Raw genomic sequence first — 19,730 nt, forward strand, 5'->3', positions numbered from 1 at the left:
TCCCTCCGGGGCCGAACCGTCCCGGATCATCTCAGCTGGGCCCGGCCTTGTAGCCGACCCCGCGCACGGTCACCACGATCTCCGGCCGCTCAGGGTCCCTCTCGACCTTGGAGCGCAGCCGCTGCACATGGACATTGACCAGCCGGGTGTCGGCGGCGTGCCGATAGCCCCAGACCTGCTCGAGCAGCACCTCACGCGTGAACACCTGCCACGGCTTGCGCGCCAGCGCCACCAGCAGATCGAACTCCAGCGGGGTCAGCGCGATCGACTGCCCGTCCCGCTTCACCGAGTGGCCCGCCACATCGATGACCAGGTCACCGATCGCCAGCTGCTCGGGCGTGGGCTCCTCCGAACGCCGCAGCCGCGCCCGGATCCGTGCCACCAGCTCCTTGGGCTTGAACGGCTTGACGATGTAGTCGTCCGCGCCCGACTCGAGCCCGACCACCACATCCACCGTGTCGCTCTTGGCGGTCAGCATGACGATCGGCACCCCGGACTCGGCCCGGATCAGCCGGCAGACCTCGATGCCGTCCCGTCCGGGCAGCATCAGGTCGAGCAGCACAAGATCGGGCTTCGTCTCGCGGAAGGCGGCAAGGGCCTTGTCACCGTCCGACACGAACGACGGTTCAAAACCTTCGCCACGCAGCACGATGCCGAGCATCTCTGCCAGTGCGGTGTCGTCGTCGACGACCAGGACGCGTCCCTTCATTCGGCCATCATCCCATTACCTGATCGTGACTTACTCCATCGTGACGTGGAACACACCTCTGCCAGCCCGTCCCGGGTCACCGGAGACACCACTCCGGCCTCCGTGACGATCGCCGTCACCAGCTCCGGCGGAGTGACGTCGAAGGCCGGGTTGTAGGCCTGTGCGCCCAGCGGCGCCACTGGTATGCCGGTGCCGGCCTCCGCCCCGGGCCCCTGCGCAAACGGCAACGAGAACTCCGTCACTTCCTGGCCCGGACGCTGCTCCACTTCGATATCCGCCCCCTCCTCGGTCTCCAGATCCACCGTGCTGGTCGGTGCCACCACCACGAACGGAACGTGGTGGTAGCGCGCCAGCACCGCCAGCGGATAGCTGCCGACCTTGTTGGCCACCGACCCGTCCGCCGCGATCCGGTCAGCGCCGATCAGCACCGCATCCACCTCGCCCCCGGCGAACAGCGATCCCGCCGCCCCGTCCGAGAGCACCGTGTACGCCATACCCGCCCGCGCCGCCTCGTAGGCGGTCAGTCGCGCCCCCTGCAACAGCGGCCGCGTCTCGTCCACCCACAGCCGGCGCAGCTCACCGGCCCGGTGCGCCGCCAGCGCCACCGCCAGGGCGGTGCCCTCGCCCCCGGACACCAGGGCACCCGTATTGCAGTGCGTGAGTATCCGGTGACCGCCACCCGGCAGCAGCTCGCCCAGCAGCGCCAGCCCGTGCTCCGCCATCCGGGCACTGGCCTCGATGTCCTCGGCGTGCACGGCCCGCGCCTCGGCCAGCGCCGCAGCGGCGGCGGCCTGAGCACCGTCCTCGCCGAACGCCGCGCGGTACGCGACAGCCGCCCGCTGTACCCCGTACCCCAGATTGACCGCGGTCGGCCGGGCCTGTGCCAGCGCCTCCACCGCCTCCTCCACGTCAAAGCCGCGTGCCGCGGCCAGCGCGACGCCGTACGCGCCCGCGATGCCCAGCAGCGGCGCCCCGCGCACGGCCAGTGTCCGGATCGCCTGCACCAGCGCCGGAACGTCCGTGCAGACCAGCTCGACCTCCTCCGCGGGCAGCCGCGTCTGATCAAGGAGGACCAATACGGGCCCCTCGGGCGGCTCCTCCCAGCGCAACGACGGAATCGTGAGCGCCCCGGCGCCCACCTCAGATACCTCGTACTGATCGCCCATTCCTTCAGTCTGCCGCCGACCGGCCCTCGAACAGAAGGTCCCCTCGTCCTCCGGGCACCGGTACACAACGCCGGTGGCCATGACACGATGACTGCCACCGCGGACCCCGGACCCCCGCCGCCCCGGCGGACGGGCAGCAAGAAGGAGCGACGATGAACAACTCTCCGGGCTGGGCCTCGCCCGGATCCACTCCCTCCGACGAGCCGGCCCGCGGCACCCAGGAGCAGCCCACCCAGGCAGACCAGACCGGCCCCGCCGGGCAGTCGTCCCCACCGAACTGGTCCAAGGAACAGCCACCCGCCGGCCAGTGGTCGGCCCCCGCCGGTATCCCCGGTCAGAGCCGCGGCCCGCATGGCGGGCCTGACCAGAGCACGGCCGGCGACCGCACCCGTGCCACATCGCCCGGCTACGGCGGACCCGGCTGGGGCGGTGCTCCGGGCCCCGGCAATCAGCCCCCCTGGGGCGGCGCCTGGGCCCCGACGCCACAGGCCGCCAAGCCCGGCGTCATCCCGCTGCGCCCCCTCGCCGTCGGCGAGATACTCGACGGCGCGGTCACCACCATGCGCGCCCATTGGCGCACCGTCCTCGGCATCTCGCTGATCGTCGCGGTGATCTCGCAGACCGCCATCACCGTAGTCACCGGTCTGTGGTTCCAGGGCGCCGACCGCGCCCCCTCGCTGTCGAGCGAAAACATCCCGCCGCTCCGCGAGACCATGCGTGAGGTGGGCAATTCGCTCGCCGCCACCGGCATCACCTCCGTGATCGGGCTGCTCGCCACCATCATCGCCACGGGGCTGCTCACCATGGTCGTGAGCCGGGCCGTCCTGGGCCGCTCGGTGACAGCCGGGGAAGCCTGGCGCGATGCGCGTCCCCAGCTCCCGCGCCTGCTCGGCCTGCTGGTACTGCTCCCCCTGCTCATCACGGCCATCGTCGCGGTCGGTGTGGGGCCCGGCATCATCCTCGTCGCCACGGGCATGCCGAAGGCCGGACTGCTCCTCACCCTGTTCGGCGGGATGGCCACCACCGTCGTGACCATCTGGCTGTGGGTCCGCTACAGCCTCGCCTCCCCCGCGCTGATGCTGGAGAAGCAGGGCGTCATCGCCGCGATGCGCCGCTCCGCGAAGCTCGTACGGGGCGCCTGGTGGCGAGTGCTGGGCGCACAGCTCCTCACCTACCTCCTGATCGGCATCGTCGAGTTCATCATCCAGATCCCTGCCACCCTCGTCGCCTTCCTCATCGGTGGCGAGAACCTCATGGACTGGGCGAACGGCACCAGCAGCTCCACCGGCTGGTCGTTCCTGATCGTGCTGGGCGTCGGAGCCGTCATCAGCTCCACCATCACCTTCCCGATCAGCGCCAGCGTCACCGCGCTCCTGTACATGGACCAGCGCATCCGCCGCGAGGCACTCGACCTCGAACTCGCCCGCGCCGCAGGCCTCCCCGGCTACGGCGCCGACGCCCCCACCGCGCACTCGGCGCCCTCCGCTCCCGCAGCCACGGGCCCGGTCCAGGGCCACGCCCCAACAACAGCGGCCGCACCGGCCGCTGCCGGCACGCCTGCAGACGGGACGCCGGCCGACAGCCACGCCACGGACAACACCGAGGCAGACGGCCCCAAGACGGGCGGCACCAACGCCGACGCCACCGACCCAGGCGCCGCGCCCACGGCCGCCCCGGAAGCCCCGGCCAAGTCCACCCCCGCCGACGGCCCCGGGCAGCACCCCGGCAACGCCACACCGGGAAGCTGATGCGGTGACCACAGGGGGGAACGGGGCCGCGCTCATACGACTCATCGCGCGCCCCGACGACGACATACCGGTGCGGACTCCACGCGTCCCCGCCCAAGAGGCGGCCGAGCGCGAACTGTCCGACCCTCGGTACCACCAGCACGACCCCAACCCGATCCAGCGTGCCCTCGATTGGCTCTGGGAACGCGTCAACGACCTCTTCCACGCGGCCGCGGGCGCCACACCGGGTGGCTGGATCGGGCTTCTCGCCATCGCCGCATTCGTCCTGCTGCTCGTGGTCGCACTCCGGCTGCGGCTCGGCGCGGTGCGCCGCACTCCGACCACGAGCGGTGCGCTCTTCTCCGACACCCCCCGCACCGCCGCCGAACACCGCGCCGCCGCCGACCGGCACGCCGTAGAGGGCCGCTGGAACCAGGCGATCCAAGACCGCATGCGCGCGGTCGTCCTCGCCCTCGAGGAACGGACACTGCTCACCCCTGGCCCCGGCCGCACCGCCGATGAGGCGGCCACCGAAGCGGGTTGGGCACTCCCCGCGTACGCCGACCGGCTGCGTACCGCGGCACGCACCTTCGACGACGTCACATACGGCGGCCGCCCCGGCACGGAACAGGCGTACACCCTCGTGACCGGCCTCGACACCGACCTGCAACACGCCAAGCCCGACCTGGCCACGACCCCGACCAGGAGCCGCGGATGACCACGGCCGCCCCGGACACCTCCGCACTCCCTCCCACCGTTCGCAGCCTGTGGAACCGGTCCCGCGGACCGCTGCTCGCGCTCCTCCTGCTCGTCATCAGCGGTGTGGCGATCGCGGCTCTGCAGTCCGGCGAACAGCACGGGCGGCTCGACCCCCGGTCCTACGACCGGACCGGAAGCCGGGCCATCGCCCAACTCCTGGCCTCTCACGACGTCTCCACCCAGGTCGTGACCACCTCCGAGGAAGCCGCCGCCGCGGCCGGGCCGCACACCACACTCCTCGTCACCAACCCCGAGATGCTGACGCAAGATCAGCTGACGGGCCTGCACACCGCGACCGCCCACACTCCCGGCCGCACTGTCCTCCTTGCCCCCGACTCCTCGGCCCTCGAAACCTTCGCCCCCGGCGTCGGGACGGATTCCCCGGCCGACATCTCGGCCCGCAGGCCCGCCTGTTCCCTTCCGGAGGCCCGACGCGCCGGGAACGCCCTCCTGGGCGGCCTCAGTTACACAACTTCCGCCAGCGGAACCGATCGTTGCTACCTCAGCGGCGACCGTCCCACCCTGCTGCGCCTGCCGGCCCCCCGCACCGGCCGCGACACCGTGCTCCTCGGCTCCCCCGATTTCCTCTACAACCACCACCTCGCCGAGCACGGCAACGCCTCGCTGGCCCTTCAACTCCTCGGTACGCACAAGCATCTGGTCTGGTACCTCCCCTCCATGAGCGACCCGTCCTCCGCTCAGGACGACCAGCGCGGCTTCCTCGATCTCGTCCCTTCCGGCTGGTACTGGGCCCTGCTCCAACTCACCTTTGCCGCCGCCCTCGCGGCCCTGTGGCGCGCCCGTCGCCTCGGCCCACTGGTGCCGGAAAAGCTCCCTGTCACCGTCCCGGCCGCCGAAACCACCGAGGGGCACGCCCGCCTGTACGAGCAGGCCAACGCCCGCGACCGTGCTTCCTCCGTGCTGCGCTCCGCGACCCGCACACGACTCGCCCCCCTCATCGGCGTATCCCCGGCCCACGCCCACACCCCCGACATCCTTCTCCCGGCCCTTCACGCCCACTTGACCACCGCCCCCGGCGTCGATGCAGGCCTCCGTGTCCTGCTCTTCGGCCCGGCCCCCGCGGACGACAAGGCCTTGGTCCACCTGGCCGACCAACTCGACGAACTCGAATCCTCGATCGTTTCCCAAGAGAGGCACGCCCCCCGTGAGCACCCCGACCGCTGACAGCGCCCGAGCCTCCCTGGAGGACCTGCGCACCGAGATAGCCAAGGCCGTTGTAGGCCAGGACCCCGCCGTCACCGGCTTGGTCGTCGCACTGCTCTGTCGCGGTCATGTGCTCCTCGAAGGCGCCCCCGGCGTCGCCAAAACCCTGCTCGTTCGCGCCCTGTCGGCCGCTCTCGAACTCGACACCAAGCGCGTCCAGTTCACCCCTGACCTGATGCCGAGCGATGTCACCGGCTCGCTGGTCTACGACGCCCGCAGCGCCGAGTTCTCCTTCCAGCCGGGCCCCGTCTTCACCAACCTCCTGCTCGCCGACGAGATCAACCGCACGCCACCCAAAACCCAGGCGTCGCTGCTCGAAGCGATGGAAGAGCGTCAGGTGACCGTCGACGGCACAGCTCGTCCCCTCCCCGAGCCGTTCCTGGTAGCCGCCACACAGAACCCCGTGGAGTACGAGGGCACTTACCCGCTCCCCGAGGCCCAGCTCGACCGGTTCCTGCTGAAGCTGACGGTGCCGCTCCCCGCCCGCCACGATGAGATAGACATCCTCACCCGGCACGCGGCCGGCTTCAGCCCCCACGACCTCAGTGCCGCAGGGCTGCGCCCTGTCGCCTCCACCGCTGACCTCGACGCTGCGCGAGCCGCGGTCGCCAAGACCGCCGTCTCCCCCGAAGTCACCGGCTATATCGTCGATATCTGCCGTGCCACCCGCGAATCCCCCTCGCTCTCTCTCGGCGTCTCCCCCCGAGGCGCCACCGCTCTGCTCTCCACGTCACGAGCCTGGGCCTGGCTCACCGGCCGCGACTATGTCACCCCCGACGACGTCAAGGCCCTTGCTCTTCCTACGCTCCGACATCGTGTCCAGCTCCGCCCCGAAGCGGAGATGGAGGGAGTCACCGCAGACTCCGTGATCAACGCCGTACTCGCTCATCTCCCCGTCCCCCGCTGAGACGACACCGTGGCCCTCACCGGACGCACCGCCCTCATCTCCGCATCCGGAGCCGTCTTCGTCGGCTTCGTGCTGCCCAGCTGGCTCGGCATCCTCGCCGTTCAACTCGCCCTGCTGATAGCAATTTTGTGCGACCTCGCACTCGCCGCGCCAGTGCGAAAGCTCCATTTCACCCGAACCGGTGATACAACCGTTCGACTAACAGGCGAAGCCCACACGCACCTCACCCTCACCAATCCGAGCCGCCGCACCCTGCGCGCCCAGATCCGTGACGCCTGGCCTCCGAGCACCTTCCAGCCCGGTTCGGACATCCCCGCATCCCGCCACACCGTGCGCGTCCCGGCCGCCGAACGCCGCCGCCTCACCACCACGCTCCACCCCACCCGCCGCGGTGACCACCACGCGGTCCGCGTCACCGTGCGCTCCTACGGCCCGCTCGGCCTGGCAGCCCGGCAAGGAAGCCATCACGTCCCATGGACGCTACGCGTCCTTCCGCCCTTCACCAGCCGCAAACACCTGCCCGCCAAGCTCGCCCGGCTCCGCGAACTCGACGGCCGCACCAGCATCCTGACCCGCGGCGAGGGCACGGAGTTCGACAGCCTCCGCGACTACACCCCCGGTGACGACACCCGCTCCATCGACTGGCGCGCCACCGCCCGCCGGCAGAACCTCGCAGTCCGCACCTGGCGCCCAGAACGCGACCGCCGCATCCTGCTCGTCCTGGAGACCGGCCGTACCTCGGCCGGCCGTGTCGGCGACATCCCCCGCCTCGACGCCTCCATGGACGCCGCCCTGCTGCTCGGCGCCCTTGCCGCCCGCGCCGGTGACCGTGTGGATCTGCTCGCCTACGACCGCCGCGTACGAGCCTCAGTCCAAGGCCGCACAGCCCGCGATCTCCTCCCAGCTCTGACCGAAGCCCTGACCCCCCTCGAATCCCAATTGGTCGAAGCGGACGCCCGCGGCCTGGCCGCCACCATCCACCGCCGCACCCCGCGCCGGTCCCTGATCGTCCTCTTCACCGGCCTGGACGCGGCCCCCGTGGAGGAAGCCCTCCTGCCCGTCCTCCCTGGCCTCACCCAACGCAACGAGCTCATCGTCGCGGCCGTGGCCGACCCCCGCATCGAGGAAATGGCCGCCGGCCGCCACACGCCCCAGGCCGTCTACGCAGCCGCCGCCGCGGAACAGACCCGCGCCGCCCGCCGCCGCACCGCAGACCGCCTCCGCCACCACGGCATCACCGTCATCGACTCCACCCCTGCCCGCCTGGCCCCCGACCTGGCCGACGCCTACCTCACCCTCAAGTCCGCTGGTCGCCTGTAAAACCGCCTGCGTCCTCACCCCTCACCCAGCCAGCGCCTGCAGACACCTCCGCGGACACGTGGCATACAAGGGAGGTCCTCACACGGCTGGGGAGACGACGCTAATGGGGCCTCCAACACCTCAAAGCCCCGTGCAGACGCTGGCAAGCACACCCGTGAGGGAAAGCAAGGCCACCGGTAAAGGCTCCCGCTAGGCTCGCCCGGCACTCTTCCACGTACCAAGCCAGGTCAGCCCAACCCACAAGCAACCCACAAGGCACCTCCGCCTCGGTGCCGGCCCTTCGACCGGAGGGCTTCCCCATTCCTCCCACAACGCAAAAATGCCTCGTTCCCCGAGTCGAAACTCGGAGAACGAGGCATTATCAAAATTTGTTCGGCGGCGTCCTACTCTCCCACAGGGTCCCCCCTGCAGTACCATCGGCGCTGAAAGGCTTAGCTTCCGGGTTCGGAATGTAACCGGGCGTTTCCCTAACGCAATGACCACCGAAACACTATGAAGTTAACCAACCCGGCACAATCACAGGTCGTTACTTCAGAACCTACACAGTGGACGCGAGCAACTGAGGACAAGCCCTCGGCCTATTAGTACCAGTCAACTCCACCCGTTACCGGGCTTCCATATCTGGCCTATCAACCCAGTCGTCTACTGGGAGCCTTAACCCCTCAAAGGGGGTGGGAGTCCTCATCTCGAAGCAGGCTTCCCGCTTAGATGCTTTCAGCGGTTATCCTTTCCGAACGTAGCCAACCAGCCATGCCCTTGGCAGGACAACTGGCACACCAGAGGTTCGTCCGTCCCGGTCCTCTCGTACTAGGGACAGCCCTTCTCAAGACTCCTACGCGCACAGCGGATAGGGACCGAACTGTCTCACGACGTTCTAAACCCAGCTCGCGTACCGCTTTAATGGGCGAACAGCCCAACCCTTGGGACCGACTCCAGCCCCAGGATGCGACGAGCCGACATCGAGGTGCCAAACCATCCCGTCGATATGGACTCTTGGGGAAGATCAGCCTGTTATCCCCGGGGTACCTTTTATCCGTTGAGCGACGGCGCTTCCACAAGCCACCGCCGGATCACTAGTCCCTACTTTCGTACCTGCTCGACCCGTCAGTCTCACAGTCAAGCTCCCTTGTGCACTTACACTCAACACCTGATTGCCAACCAGGCTGAGGGAACCTTTGGGCGCCTCCGTTACTCTTTAGGAGGCAACCGCCCCAGTTAAACTACCCACCAGACACTGTCCCTGATCCGGATCACGGACCCAGGTTAGACATCCAGCACGACCAGAGTGGTATTTCAACAATGACTCCACAACCACTGGCGTGGCCGCTTCAAAGTCTCCCACCTATCCTACACAAGCCGAACCGAACACCAATATCAAGCTATAGTAAAGGTCCCGGGGTCTTTCCGTCCTGCTGCGCGAAACGAGCATCTTTACTCGTAATGCAATTTCACCGGGCCTATGGTTGAGACAGTCGAGAAGTCGTTACGCCATTCGTGCAGGTCGGAACTTACCCGACAAGGAATTTCGCTACCTTAGGATGGTTATAGTTACCACCGCCGTTTACTGGCGCTTAAGTTCTCAGCTTCGCCAACCCGAAAGTTGACTAACCGGTCCCCTTAACGTTCCAGCACCGGGCAGGCGTCAGTCCGTATACATCGCCTTACGGCTTCGCACGGACCTGTGTTTTTAGTAAACAGTCGCTTCTCGCTGGTCTCTGCGGCCACCACCAGCTCAGAGTGCAAGACTCATCACCAGCAATGGCCCCCCTTCTCCCGAAGTTACGGGGGCATTTTGCCGAGTTCCTTAACCATAGTTCACCCGAACGCCTCGGTATTCTCTACCTGACCACCTGAGTCGGTTTAGGGTACGGGCCGCCATGAAACTCGCTAGAGGCTTTTCTCGACAGCATAGGATCATCCACTTCACCACAATCGGCTCGGCATCAGGTCTCACCCTCAAGTCATCCGGATTTGCCTAGATGACGGGCTACACCCTTACCCCGGGACAACCACCGCCCGGGCTGGACTACCTTCCTGCGTCACCCCATCGCTTACCTACTACCACCTTGGATCGGCGGCTCCACCACGTCCCTTTGTCCGAAGACTCCAGGCCGGCTTCACGGCCTTAGCATTAATGGATTCGATATTGGGCGTTTCAAAGCGGGTACCGGAATATCAACCGGTTGTCCATCGACTACGCCTGTCGGCCTCGCCTTAGGTCCCGACTTACCCTGGGCAGATCAGCTTGACCCAGGAACCCTTAGTCAATCGGCGCACACGTTTCCCACGTGTGTATCGCTACTCATGCCTGCATTCTCACTCGTGAACCGTCCACAACTCGTTTCCACGGCTGCTTCACCCGGCACACGACGCTCCCCTACCCATCACAGCCTCCGTTAGAGTATTACTGCAATGACACGACTTCGGCGGTGTGCTTGAGCCCCGCTACATTGTCGGCGCGGAATCACTTGACCAGTGAGCTATTACGCACTCTTTCAAGGATGGCTGCTTCTAAGCCAACCTCCTGGTTGTCTCTGCGACTCCACATCCTTTCCCACTTAGCACACGCTTAGGGGCCTTAGTCGATGCTCTGGGCTGTTTCCCTCTCGACCATGGAGCTTATCCCCCACAGTCTCACTGCCGCGCTCTCACTTACCGGCATTCGGAGTTTGGCTAAGGTCAGTAACCCGGTAGGGCCCATCGCCTATCCAGTGCTCTACCTCCGGCAAGAAACACACGACGCTGCACCTAAATGCATTTCGGGGAGAACCAGCTATCACGGAGTTTGATTGGCCTTTCACCCCTAACCACAGGTCATCCCCCAGGTTTTCAACCCTGGTGGGTTCGGTCCTCCACGAAGTCTTACCTCCGCTTCAACCTGCCCATGGCTAGATCACTCCGCTTCGGGTCTTGGGCACGCTACTCAACGCCCTATTCGGACTCGCTTTCGCTACGGCTTCCCCACACGGGTTAACCTCGCAACATACCGCAAACTCGCAGGCTCATTCTTCAAAAGGCACGCAGTCACGACGCAGAGACAAGTCTCTGCGCGACGCTCCCACGGCTTGTAGGCACACGGTTTCAGGTACTATTTCACTCCGCTCCCGCGGTACTTTTCACCATTCCCTCACGGTACTATCCGCTATCGGTCACCAGGGAATATTTAGGCTTAACGGGTGGTCCCGCCAGATTCACACGGGATTTCTCGGGCCCCGTGCTACTTGGGTGGTTCTCAAGCAAGCCGTTGATGTTTCAGCTACGGGGGTCTTACCCTCTACGCCGGACCTTTCGCATGTCCTTCGCCTACACCAACGGTTTCTGACTTGCCTCACAGCCGGCAGACTGCAAAAGAGAACTCCCACAACCCCAACCACGCAACCCCTGCCGGGTATCACACGTGACTGGTTTGGCCTCATCCGGTTTCGCTCGCCACTACTCCCGGAATCACGGTTGTTTTCTCTTCCTGCGGGTACTGAGATGTTTCACTTCCCCGCGTTCCCTCCACACTGCCTATGTGTTCAGCAGCGGGTGACAGCCCATGACGACTGCCGGGTTTCCCCATTCGGACACCCCCGGATCAAAGCTCGGTTGACAGCTCCCCGGGGCCTATCGTGGCCTCCCACGTCCTTCATCGGTTCCTGGTGCCAAGGCATCCACCGTGCGCCCTTAAAAACTTGGCCACAGATGCTCGCGTCCACTGTGCAGTTCTCAAGCAACGACCAGCCACCCACCACCCCAACCCGAAGGCTGAGTTCACTGGGGCCGGCATCGCGAAGGTCCAGACTCACAGTCCGTACCCTCAGATACCCAACAGCGCGCCCGGCCCACTCCATCAATCCCCACGTTCCACGCCGAAGCAGTACTAGTGACAACCAATCAAGTGCGCCGAATAGTCAACGTTCCACCCATGAGCTAACCACCGTCGAACATTTGCCGACGTAGTGGCTCTGGATCTCTTGCGAGATCTAGATGCTCCTTAGAAAGGAGGTGATCCAGCCGCACCTTCCGGTACGGCTACCTTGTTACGACTTCGTCCCAATCGCCAGTCCCACCTTCGACGATTCCCTCCCACAAGGGGTTGGGCCACCGGCTTCGGGTGTTACCGACTTTCGTGACGTGACGGGCGGTGTGTACAAGGCCCGGGAACGTATTCACCGCAGCAATGCTGATCTGCGATTACTAGCAACTCCGACTTCATGGGGTCGAGTTGCAGACCCCAATCCGAACTGAGACCGGCTTTTTGAGATTCGCTCCACCTCGCGGTATCGCAGCTCATTGTACCGGCCATTGTAGCACGTGTGCAGCCCAAGACATAAGGGGCATGATGACTTGACGTCGTCCCCACCTTCCTCCGAGTTGACCCCGGCAGTCTCCTGTGAGTCCCCATCACCCCGAAGGGCATGCTGGCAACACAGAACAAGGGTTGCGCTCGTTGCGGGACTTAACCCAACATCTCACGACACGAGCTGACGACAGCCATGCACCACCTGTACACCGACCACAAGGGGGACCCTGTCTCCAGGGTTTTCCGGTGTATGTCAAGCCTTGGTAAGGTTCTTCGCGTTGCGTCGAATTAAGCCACATGCTCCGCTGCTTGTGCGGGCCCCCGTCAATTCCTTTGAGTTTTAGCCTTGCGGCCGTACTCCCCAGGCGGGGAACTTAATGCGTTAGCTGCGGCACGGACGACGTGGAATGTCGCCCACACCTAGTTCCCAACGTTTACGGCGTGGACTACCAGGGTATCTAATCCTGTTCGCTCCCCACGCTTTCGCTCCTCAGCGTCAGTATCGGCCCAGAGATCCGCCTTCGCCACCGGTGTTCCTCCTGATATCTGCGCATTTCACCGCTACACCAGGAATTCCGATCTCCCCTACCGAACTCTAGCCTGCCCGTATCGAATGCAGACCCGGGGTTAAGCCCCGGGCTTTCACATCCGACGTGACAAGCCGCCTACGAGCTCTTTACGCCCAATAATTCCGGACAACGCTTGCGCCCTACGTATTACCGCGGCTGCTGGCACGTAGTTAGCCGGCGCTTCTTCTGCAGGTACCGTCACTTTCGCTTCTTCCCTGCTGAAAGAGGTTTACAACCCGAAGGCCGTCATCCCTCACGCGGCGTCGCTGCATCAGGCTTTCGCCCATTGTGCAATATTCCCCACTGCTGCCTCCCGTAGGAGTCTGGGCCGTGTCTCAGTCCCAGTGTGGCCGGTCGCCCTCTCAGGCCGGCTACCCGTCGTCGCCTTGGTAGGCCATCACCCCACCAACAAGCTGATAGGCCGCGGGCTCATCCTTCACCGCCGGAGCTTTCCACCACCAGACCATGCGGTCGGTAGTCGTATCCGGTATTAGACCCCGTTTCCAGGGCTTGTCCCAGAGTGAAGGGCAGATTGCCCACGTGTTACTCACCCGTTCGCCACTAATCCCCTCCCGAAGGAGGTTCATCGTTCGACTTGCATGTGTTAAGCACGCCGCCAGCGTTCGTCCTGAGCCAGGATCAAACTCTCCGTGAATGTTTACCCGTAATCGGGTCAACACACACGAGAGCGGAACGAGTGGGCGGAATAAGCCCTCTCGTTCACAGCGTCCTCGCTGTGTGTGCCACCCCGACCGCATGGGCCGTGGTGGGCTTTCAAAGGAACCTCATCCTCCGGAGTGTTTCCGGTGGACGGGGTATCAACATATCTGGCGTTGACTTTTGGCACGCTGTTGAGTTCTCAAGGAACGGACGCTTCCTTTGTGCCTGTTTCATCAGGCTCTCCGGGCGCTTCCCTTCGGTCTTGCGTTTCCGACTCTATCAGATCCTTGCGGGCCCGATTTTCGCCGGTGCGTTTCCGCCTTTCGGCTTCTTCGCGTTTCCAACCGTACCAGAGCCGTTTCCGTCTCTGGCCCCCTGTTGGAGCGGGGTCGGCCGCTTCGCTTTCGCTTTTCGGCCTTTCCGACTCTATCAGATCCGTTTCGGTCCGTTGCCGGTCCGAATTCGTTTCCGAATCCCCGTCGGAGGGGTTTGCCTTTTGGCTTTTCCGACTTTATCAGAAGAGATTCCGCCGAATTGATTCGGCCGGGGCTTCCGGTAAGTGGTCGGTTGCGCCTCGCCGAATGAAAATTCCGGCCGAAGCGGAGAAGAGACTAACCGTTGCGGATGAACTTGTCCAGTTCGCTGCAACCGTTCGAATCTACCTCCCCCTGCCGCCCGTGTCAACGGGTTTCTGGGGAGAAGAGGAGATTAGCAGGTCAGCAGGGCTCGATGCACATCACGCGGCGGTCGGCAGCGCGGCTTCGCGGTCGGAGAGGTCGACGTCGCCGGTGGCTCCGGCGCGTACGGCGCGGCCGCCCAGGACGTGGACGTACAGGAGGAAGGCCAGTTCGGCGGCTATGCCGATGCCGATGCGGGCCCAGGTGGGGAGGTCTGAAGGGGTGACGAAGCCTTCTAGGGCGCCGGATATGAAGAGGACGGCGGCGAGTCCGATGGCGACTCCGAGGGCGGAGCGGCCTTCCTCGGCTAGGGCCGTACGGCGGGTGCGCGGGCCTGGGTCGATGAGGGTCCAGCCCAGGCGGAGGCCGATGCCGGCGGCGACGAAGACGGCGGTCAGTTCGAGGAGGCCGTGCGGAAGGATCAGGCCGAGGAAGGTGTCGAGGCGGCCCGCCGAGGACATCAGGCCGATGCCGACGCCCAGGTTGAGCATGTTCTGGAAGAGGATCCACAGAACGGGGAGGCCGGCGAAGGCGCCGAGGACGAGACACAGGGCGACGGCCTGGGCGTTGTTCGTCCATACCTGGGCGGCGAAGGAGGCGGCGGGGTGGCTGGAGTAGTAGGTCTCGTACTGGCCACCGGGGCGGGTCATGTCGCGGAGGTCCTCGGGAGCGCCGATGGCTGCCTGAACCTCGGGGTGTGCGGCTATCCACCAGCCGATGAGGGCGGCGACCGCGGTGGAGAGGATCGCGGTGGGGATCCACCAGTGGCGCAGACGGTAGACGGCTGCCGGGAAGGCCGTGGTGAAGAAGCGGGCGGTGTCGCGCCAGGAGGCCTTGCGGGCACCGGTGACCGTACTGCGGGCGCGGGCCACGAGGGACGTGAGGCGGCTGGTCAGCGCGGGGTCGGGGGCGCTGGAGAGGAGGAGGGAGAGGTGGGTGGTGGTGCGTTGGTAGAGGGCGACCAGTTCGTCGGCCTCGGCTCCTGTGAGGTGGCGTTTGCGGCGCAGCAGTGTTTCGAGGCGGTCCCATGCGGCGCCGTGGGCCGTGACGAAGACATCGAGGTCCATAGGGTGTCGCTCCTCGCAGCGCCGTGGGTGAGTGCCGGGTCAGCTTGGCAGACTGGCCGTGTCCCGCGTGGGGTGGGCGGGACTTCGGGGATCGAGAGGGAGTGGGGCGCGGCGTGAAGGAACTCGTCACGGGTGAAGCGGTGGTGCTCGGGCTGCGGCCGGCCAGGCTGCCGAGCCGGGGGCTGGCGGTGGCGGTCGATGTGGCCGTGGCCTGGGTGATCTACATCGGCATCTCGCTGATGCTGGTGAGCGCGACCTCGTCGATGGACAGTGCGGCGGTGGCGGCCGTGTCGGTGGCGTCGTTCGTGCTGGTGCAGGTCGGGATCCCGATCGTCGTCGAGACGCTGAGCCAGGGCCGGTCGCTGGGAAAGGTGATCTGCGGACTGCGGGTCGTACGGGAGGACGGCGGACCGATCCGTTTCCGGCATGCGTTGGTGCGCGGGGCGATGGGCGCCATCGAGATCGTGATGACGATGGGGGTGGTGGCGGCCATCGCGTCGTTGGTGTCGGCGCGAGGGCGTCGGGTGGGTGATGTGTTCGCCGGAACGCTGGTCATACGGGAGCGGATGCCCGTGGCGGAGACCGGGACGGCGCTGCCGGCACCGCCTCCGTGGTTGGTTGCGGAGGTCGGGGCGCTGGACCTTTCGCGGGTACCTGATGCGTGGTGGCTGACGGTGCGGCAGTACCTGGCGCGGATGGGACAGCTGGATCCACAGGTCGGCGGGGCGATGGCGGGGCGGCTGGCGGAGGACTTGCGGGGGTTCACCGGGGTTCCGGGGCCCGCGGGGGTGCATCCGGCCGCGTATCTGGCGGCGGTGGCCGGGGAACGGCAGGCGCGGGAGTCGCAGCGGGCGTTCGGGGCGTCGGGGGCCGCCGGGCCGTCGGCGGCGGTTGCCGGGGCGGCGTCTGTGGGGTGGGGAGAGGGTGCTCCCGGTGGGTGGCCTGGTGCTGGGGGTGGCGAGGCTCGGGCCGGTGAGTCGTGGTCGTCGGTCGGGCCCATGGAGAGGGCGGGGGAAGCCGTGCCGTCCGGGGGTGGGGACGGGGATGTGGCGTCGGTGGCGGGCGGGGCGTGGGCTTTGCCTGGGGGTGGAGTGGTAGCGGGGGCTCCTGAGGCTGTGGCCAGTGACGGGGTGATGCGTGGTGACGGTGCCGCGCCTACGGGGACGCCGGTGCGGGAGCGTGCGGGTGATCAGGGGGGCGGCGGAGGAGGGCGGCCGCCGCGTACGGGGTTTGCGCCGCCGGTGTGAGGAGGCCGGTGACGGGCGGGACAGGGCGGGGTGTGCTGGGCTCGGGGCGGCGGGTCCATCCGACTTCGCCCCGTGTTGGCGGTGAGCGCGAAGGGGACGGTGTCCTGGCCTCGGGGGGCGATGAGGTCGGCGGGGAGGACGGTGTCCTGGCCCCCGTGGCGTGCGGTGAGGGCGCAGCGCGCAGGCGTCAGTGCAGCTGGATGCGGCGAGGCGGGACGGGAGCGGGCGCCCCACCGGGTGGTGTGGCCGTCGTGGGACCTCCGCGGAAGCCTGTGGCAGTAATTGCAGCGAGAGTAGGCCGCCGGGTTGAGCGTGTCTGTATTCGGCAGCCGCGCTGGCCGTGGCCGCATCTGACAGGCGGCAGTTGGGGGCCCGGCAGCGGGGCGATGCGTCGGGTGTGAGGCGGTGCCGACGCCTGCGGGTTCCAGGAGTGCGGCACGTCCGGACTGGCGCCCGGTGGAGGCCGGTGAGCTGATCCGGTTCAGGCGCTGGGCGGCGGTTGCGTACGTACGGGCTCGAGGTGGCCGGGTCGTGCCCGCAGCCGGCTGCCGGGTGTCGTGATGGGCGGCCGGGGGCGGCGGGATCCCCCGGTATTCGCCGCTGCGTGCCGTGAGTCGGGGCCAGCCGCCAAGAGGGTGGGCGGTCTCGGCGCTGCGAGTGCGAGGTGAGACCGGCGGAGCGGGTGGGTCAGGGGAAGGTCGACGGTGGGGATTCGAGGGATTCGAGTTCGATGCCGGGGGCGGAGAGGACCACGTCGCCCGCGATGTGGACGGTGTGCTGTTCGCCGGTTTCCAGGTCGTTGACCTGGTATTCGTCCGCGATGAGCGGGGCGTTGTCAGTGGCGTGTGGTGTGCTTTTCAGCAGGGCCCAGGACTGGTCGAGCGTGCGGGGGGCGAGGACGGGGGGTGTGAAGGCGACGAGGCGGGTGCGGACGGCGCCGGCGCCGAGGGCGGGGCGCAGCAAGCGGGCGGTGGCGATGAGGAACGCGGGGGACGCGCCGGTGAAGGCGTGGGCCGGGACGTTGCCTTCGGTGGCGTGTTCACCGGTCGGGTCGGTGCGTACCCAGGTCACGCCTTCCAGGGCGGCGCCGCGGACCTGCCAGGCGGAGGCGTGCAGTTCGAGGCGGATGGGGCGGCCGAGTTCGTCGAGGGTGAGGTCGACGGAGCCGATGTGGTCGCCGGAGGGGTTGACGATCTGGGAGACATAGCGCCAGCCGGAGGGGCCGGTGGCGCAGTGGAAGTGCTCTTCACCCAGGGGGGTGTGATCGTGCGGGTCGTGGAGGGAGTAGTGGCCGCGGGGCATGAGGTGCAGTCCTTCGGCCGGCGACGGGCCGGTGAGTCGGGGAGGGCGGGTCTGTATGGGGACCTTATGGGCCAGGCCCCCGCCATGGAGGGCGAGGGCCTGGTGTCACCGGCTGCTGTGGGCGCGCACCAGCTGGTCAGGCGGGCTGACCGGCCGGTGATCGCCGCTGGATCAGTAGCGGTAGTGGTCGGGCTTGTACGGGCCCTCGACCTGGACGCCGATGTAGGCGGCCTGCTCGGGACGCAGCTCGGTGAGCTTGACGCCGAGCGCGTCGAGGTGGAGCCGGGCGACCTTCTCGTCGAGGTGCTTGGGCAGCACGTAGACGTCGGTCGGGTACTCCTCGGGCTTGGTGAACAGCTCGATCTGGGCCAGCGTCTGGTCCGCGAACGAGTTGGACATCACGAAGGAGGGGTGACCGGTGGCGTTGCCCAGGTTGAGCAGGCGGCCCTCGGACAGCACGATCAGGACCTTGCCGTCCGGGTGGGTCCAGGTGTGCACCTGCGGCTTGACCTCGTCCTTGACGATGCCATCGATCTTCGCGAGACCGGCCATGTCGATCTCGTTGTCGAAGTGACCGATGTTGCCGACGATCGCCTGGTGCTTCATCCGCGCCATGTGCGACGCCATGATGATGTCCTTGTTGCCCGTCGTGGTGACGAAGATGTCGGCGGTCTCGACGACCTCTTCCAGGGTGGTGACCTGGTAGCCGTCCATCGCCGCCTGCAGCGCGCAGATCGGGTCGATCTCGGTGATGATGACCCGGGCGCCCTGGCCGCGCAGCGACTCCGCACAGCCCTTGCCGACGTCGCCGTAGCCGCAGACCACGGCGGTCTTGCCGCCGATGAGGACGTCGGTGGCGCGGTTGATGCCGTCGATCAGGGAGTGGCGGCAGCCGTACTTGTTGTCGAACTTCGACTTGGTGACGGCGTCGTTCACGTTGATCGCCGGGAAGAGCAGGTCACCGTCGCGGTGCATCTCGTAGAGACGGTGCACGCCGGTGGTGGTCTCCTCGGTCACACCGCGGATCTCGGAGGACAGGTTCGTCCACTTCTGCGGGGACTCCGCCAGCGTGCGGGTCAGGAGCTCCAGGACCGCGCGGTGCTCATCGCTCTCCGCGGTCTCGATCGCGGGGACCTTGCCGGCCTTCTCGTACTCGACGCCCTTGTGGACCAGGAGGGTGGCGTCGCCACCGTCGTCGAGGATCATGTTCGGGCCGCCGGTGGGCGAGTTGGGCCAGGTCAGCGCCTGCTCCGTGCACCACCAGTACTCCTCCAGGGACTCGCCCTTCCAGGCGAAGACCGGGATGCCCTGCGGCGCGTCGGGCGTGCCGTTCGGGCCCACCGCGATGGCCGCGGCGGCGTGGTCCTGCGTGGAGAAGATGTTGCAGGACGCCCAGCGGACCTCGGCGCCCAGAGCGGCCAGGGTCTCGATCAGGACCGCGGTCTGCACGGTCATGTGCAGAGAACCGGTGATGCGGGCACCGGCCAGCGGCTGGGCGGCGGCGTACTCCTTGCGGATCGCCATCAGACCGGGCATCTCATGCTCGGCGAGGGTGATCTCCTTGCGGCCGAAAGCGGCGAGGGACAGGTCGGCGACCTTGAAGTCCTGGCCGGTGGCTGCTGTCGTCATGCGGGCTGCTCCTCGAGCGTCGAGGTGGATGGGCGGGCAGTCTGCGGCGCGGGCTGGGGTCCCCCCAGCTACCACTGGGGGAGTTCGAGCGTACGCGGAAGCGGACGCACCTCTCCCCCTGGCCACAGCGCAGTCCGTCGGAGGCCCTCTCTCCCTCGGCCGGTCCGCGGTGCGGGCCGCCCGACCGCCATCAGCAGCGACGTCTGGCACTGGTCACGAATCTACACCGATCGGCCCAGTGAACCCCAGCCCGGAGGGTCCGGTCCGGTGTGGTCCCGGCCAAGCAGGGGCTCGGGTACGGCCCGTGATTCCCGGGTCCGGGTGCGCCGACGACCGGCGTCCCGGCTGCCGCGGGCCGTGGCGTCGGAGGGGTTTGCGGGCGCTGTGCCGTCATGCAGGATGCCTGGAGCGCGGAACACTTGCACGACCGCGCGCACGTTCATAAGGAGAGCCACGTGACCACCAGTCCAGCTGAGCCCCTC

General features: G+C 66.9%; 11 protein-coding genes and 3 rRNA genes. 6 read left to right on the forward strand and 8 right to left on the reverse strand.

Translation table 11 applies throughout. From position 1 onward, the window contains the following. Positions 1-31: 31 nt before the first annotated feature. Both mtrA and mtnA read right to left on the reverse strand, forming a co-directional pair. Entirely contained in the window at positions 32-709 is a 678-nt protein-coding gene (gene mtrA / locus NUT86_RS16395; RefSeq protein WP_006605255.1) for a two-component system response regulator MtrA, read from the reverse strand. Next, entirely contained in the window at positions 706-1,875 is a 1,170-nt protein-coding gene (gene mtnA, locus NUT86_RS16400; protein WP_274735987.1) for an S-methyl-5-thioribose-1-phosphate isomerase, read from the reverse strand. The genes mtrA and mtnA overlap by 4 nt, the downstream gene beginning before the upstream one ends. A gap of 152 nt (positions 1,876-2,027) precedes the next feature. Here mtnA and NUT86_RS16405 point away from each other — a divergent pair, with 152 nt between their 5' ends. From NUT86_RS16405 to NUT86_RS16425, 5 genes are read left to right on the forward strand one after another with little or no spacing between them, the layout of a single operon-like run. Next, the gene (locus tag NUT86_RS16405; protein ID WP_274735989.1) at positions 2,028-3,623 is read left to right on the forward strand and encodes a DUF7544 domain-containing protein; all 1,596 of its coding nucleotides are present in this window, start codon (positions 2,028-2,030) and stop codon (positions 3,621-3,623) included. Positions 3,624-3,627: 4 nt separating this feature from the next. Further along, positions 3,628-4,320 (forward strand): DUF4129 domain-containing protein, encoded by a 693-nt coding sequence (locus NUT86_RS16410; protein ID WP_274735991.1) that lies wholly within the window; start codon positions 3,628-3,630, stop codon positions 4,318-4,320. Next, entirely contained in the window at positions 4,317-5,546 is a 1,230-nt protein-coding gene (locus NUT86_RS16415) for a DUF4350 domain-containing protein (protein WP_274735993.1), read from the forward strand. Before NUT86_RS16410 ends, NUT86_RS16415 begins: the two co-directional genes overlap by 4 nt. Beyond that, on the forward strand, positions 5,527-6,492 hold the full coding sequence (locus tag NUT86_RS16420) for an AAA family ATPase (protein WP_274735994.1): 966 nt from the start codon (positions 5,527-5,529) through the stop codon (positions 6,490-6,492). Before NUT86_RS16415 ends, NUT86_RS16420 begins: the two co-directional genes overlap by 20 nt. A 9-nt stretch (positions 6,493-6,501) precedes the next feature. After that, positions 6,502-7,812 carry a DUF58 domain-containing protein gene (locus NUT86_RS16425; protein ID WP_274735995.1) on the forward strand — a complete coding sequence of 437 codons (1,311 nt, stop codon included), beginning with the start codon at positions 6,502-6,504 and terminating at the stop codon, positions 7,810-7,812. Positions 7,813-8,182: 370 nt separating this feature from the next. Here the strand turns inward: NUT86_RS16425 and rrf are convergent. The 4 genes from rrf to NUT86_RS16445 form a co-directional block, all read right to left on the reverse strand. After that, a 5S ribosomal RNA gene (gene rrf / locus NUT86_RS16430) occupies positions 8,183-8,299 on the reverse strand. Between the two features lie 74 nt (positions 8,300-8,373). Then, positions 8,374-11,492: ribosomal RNA gene (locus NUT86_RS16435) — 23S ribosomal RNA — on the reverse strand. A 300-nt stretch (positions 11,493-11,792) separates the two neighbouring features. Further along, a 16S ribosomal RNA gene (locus NUT86_RS16440) occupies positions 11,793-13,321 on the reverse strand. Together the 16S, 23S and 5S rRNA genes form the textbook arrangement of a ribosomal RNA operon. A 741-nt stretch (positions 13,322-14,062) precedes the next feature. Then, positions 14,063-15,070 carry a stage II sporulation protein M gene (locus NUT86_RS16445; RefSeq protein ID WP_274735998.1) on the reverse strand — a complete coding sequence of 336 codons (1,008 nt, stop codon included), beginning with the start codon at positions 15,068-15,070 and terminating at the stop codon, positions 14,063-14,065. 113 nt (positions 15,071-15,183) lie between these two features. On the opposite strand from NUT86_RS16445, the gene NUT86_RS16450 reads away from it, so the two are divergent. Further along, entirely contained in the window at positions 15,184-16,317 is a 1,134-nt protein-coding gene (locus NUT86_RS16450; protein WP_274736000.1) for an RDD family protein, read from the forward strand. 687 nt (positions 16,318-17,004) lie between these two features. Here NUT86_RS16450 and NUT86_RS16455 read toward each other — a convergent pair. Together NUT86_RS16455 and ahcY are read right to left on the reverse strand one after the other, a co-directional pair. Next, complete coding sequence (locus NUT86_RS16455) at positions 17,005-17,619, reverse strand: hypothetical protein (RefSeq protein ID WP_018087061.1); 615 nt, start codon at positions 17,617-17,619, stop codon at positions 17,005-17,007. 171 nt (positions 17,620-17,790) lie between these two features. Further along, positions 17,791-19,248 (reverse strand): adenosylhomocysteinase, encoded by a 1,458-nt coding sequence (gene ahcY, locus NUT86_RS16460; protein WP_018087062.1) that lies wholly within the window; start codon positions 19,246-19,248, stop codon positions 17,791-17,793. Between the last annotated feature and the right edge of the window lie 482 nt (positions 19,249-19,730).

This window comes from Streptomyces sp. G7(2002) (assembly GCF_028870195.1).
GTDB classification, from domain to species: domain Bacteria; phylum Actinomycetota; class Actinomycetes; order Streptomycetales; family Streptomycetaceae; genus Streptomyces; species Streptomyces nigrescens.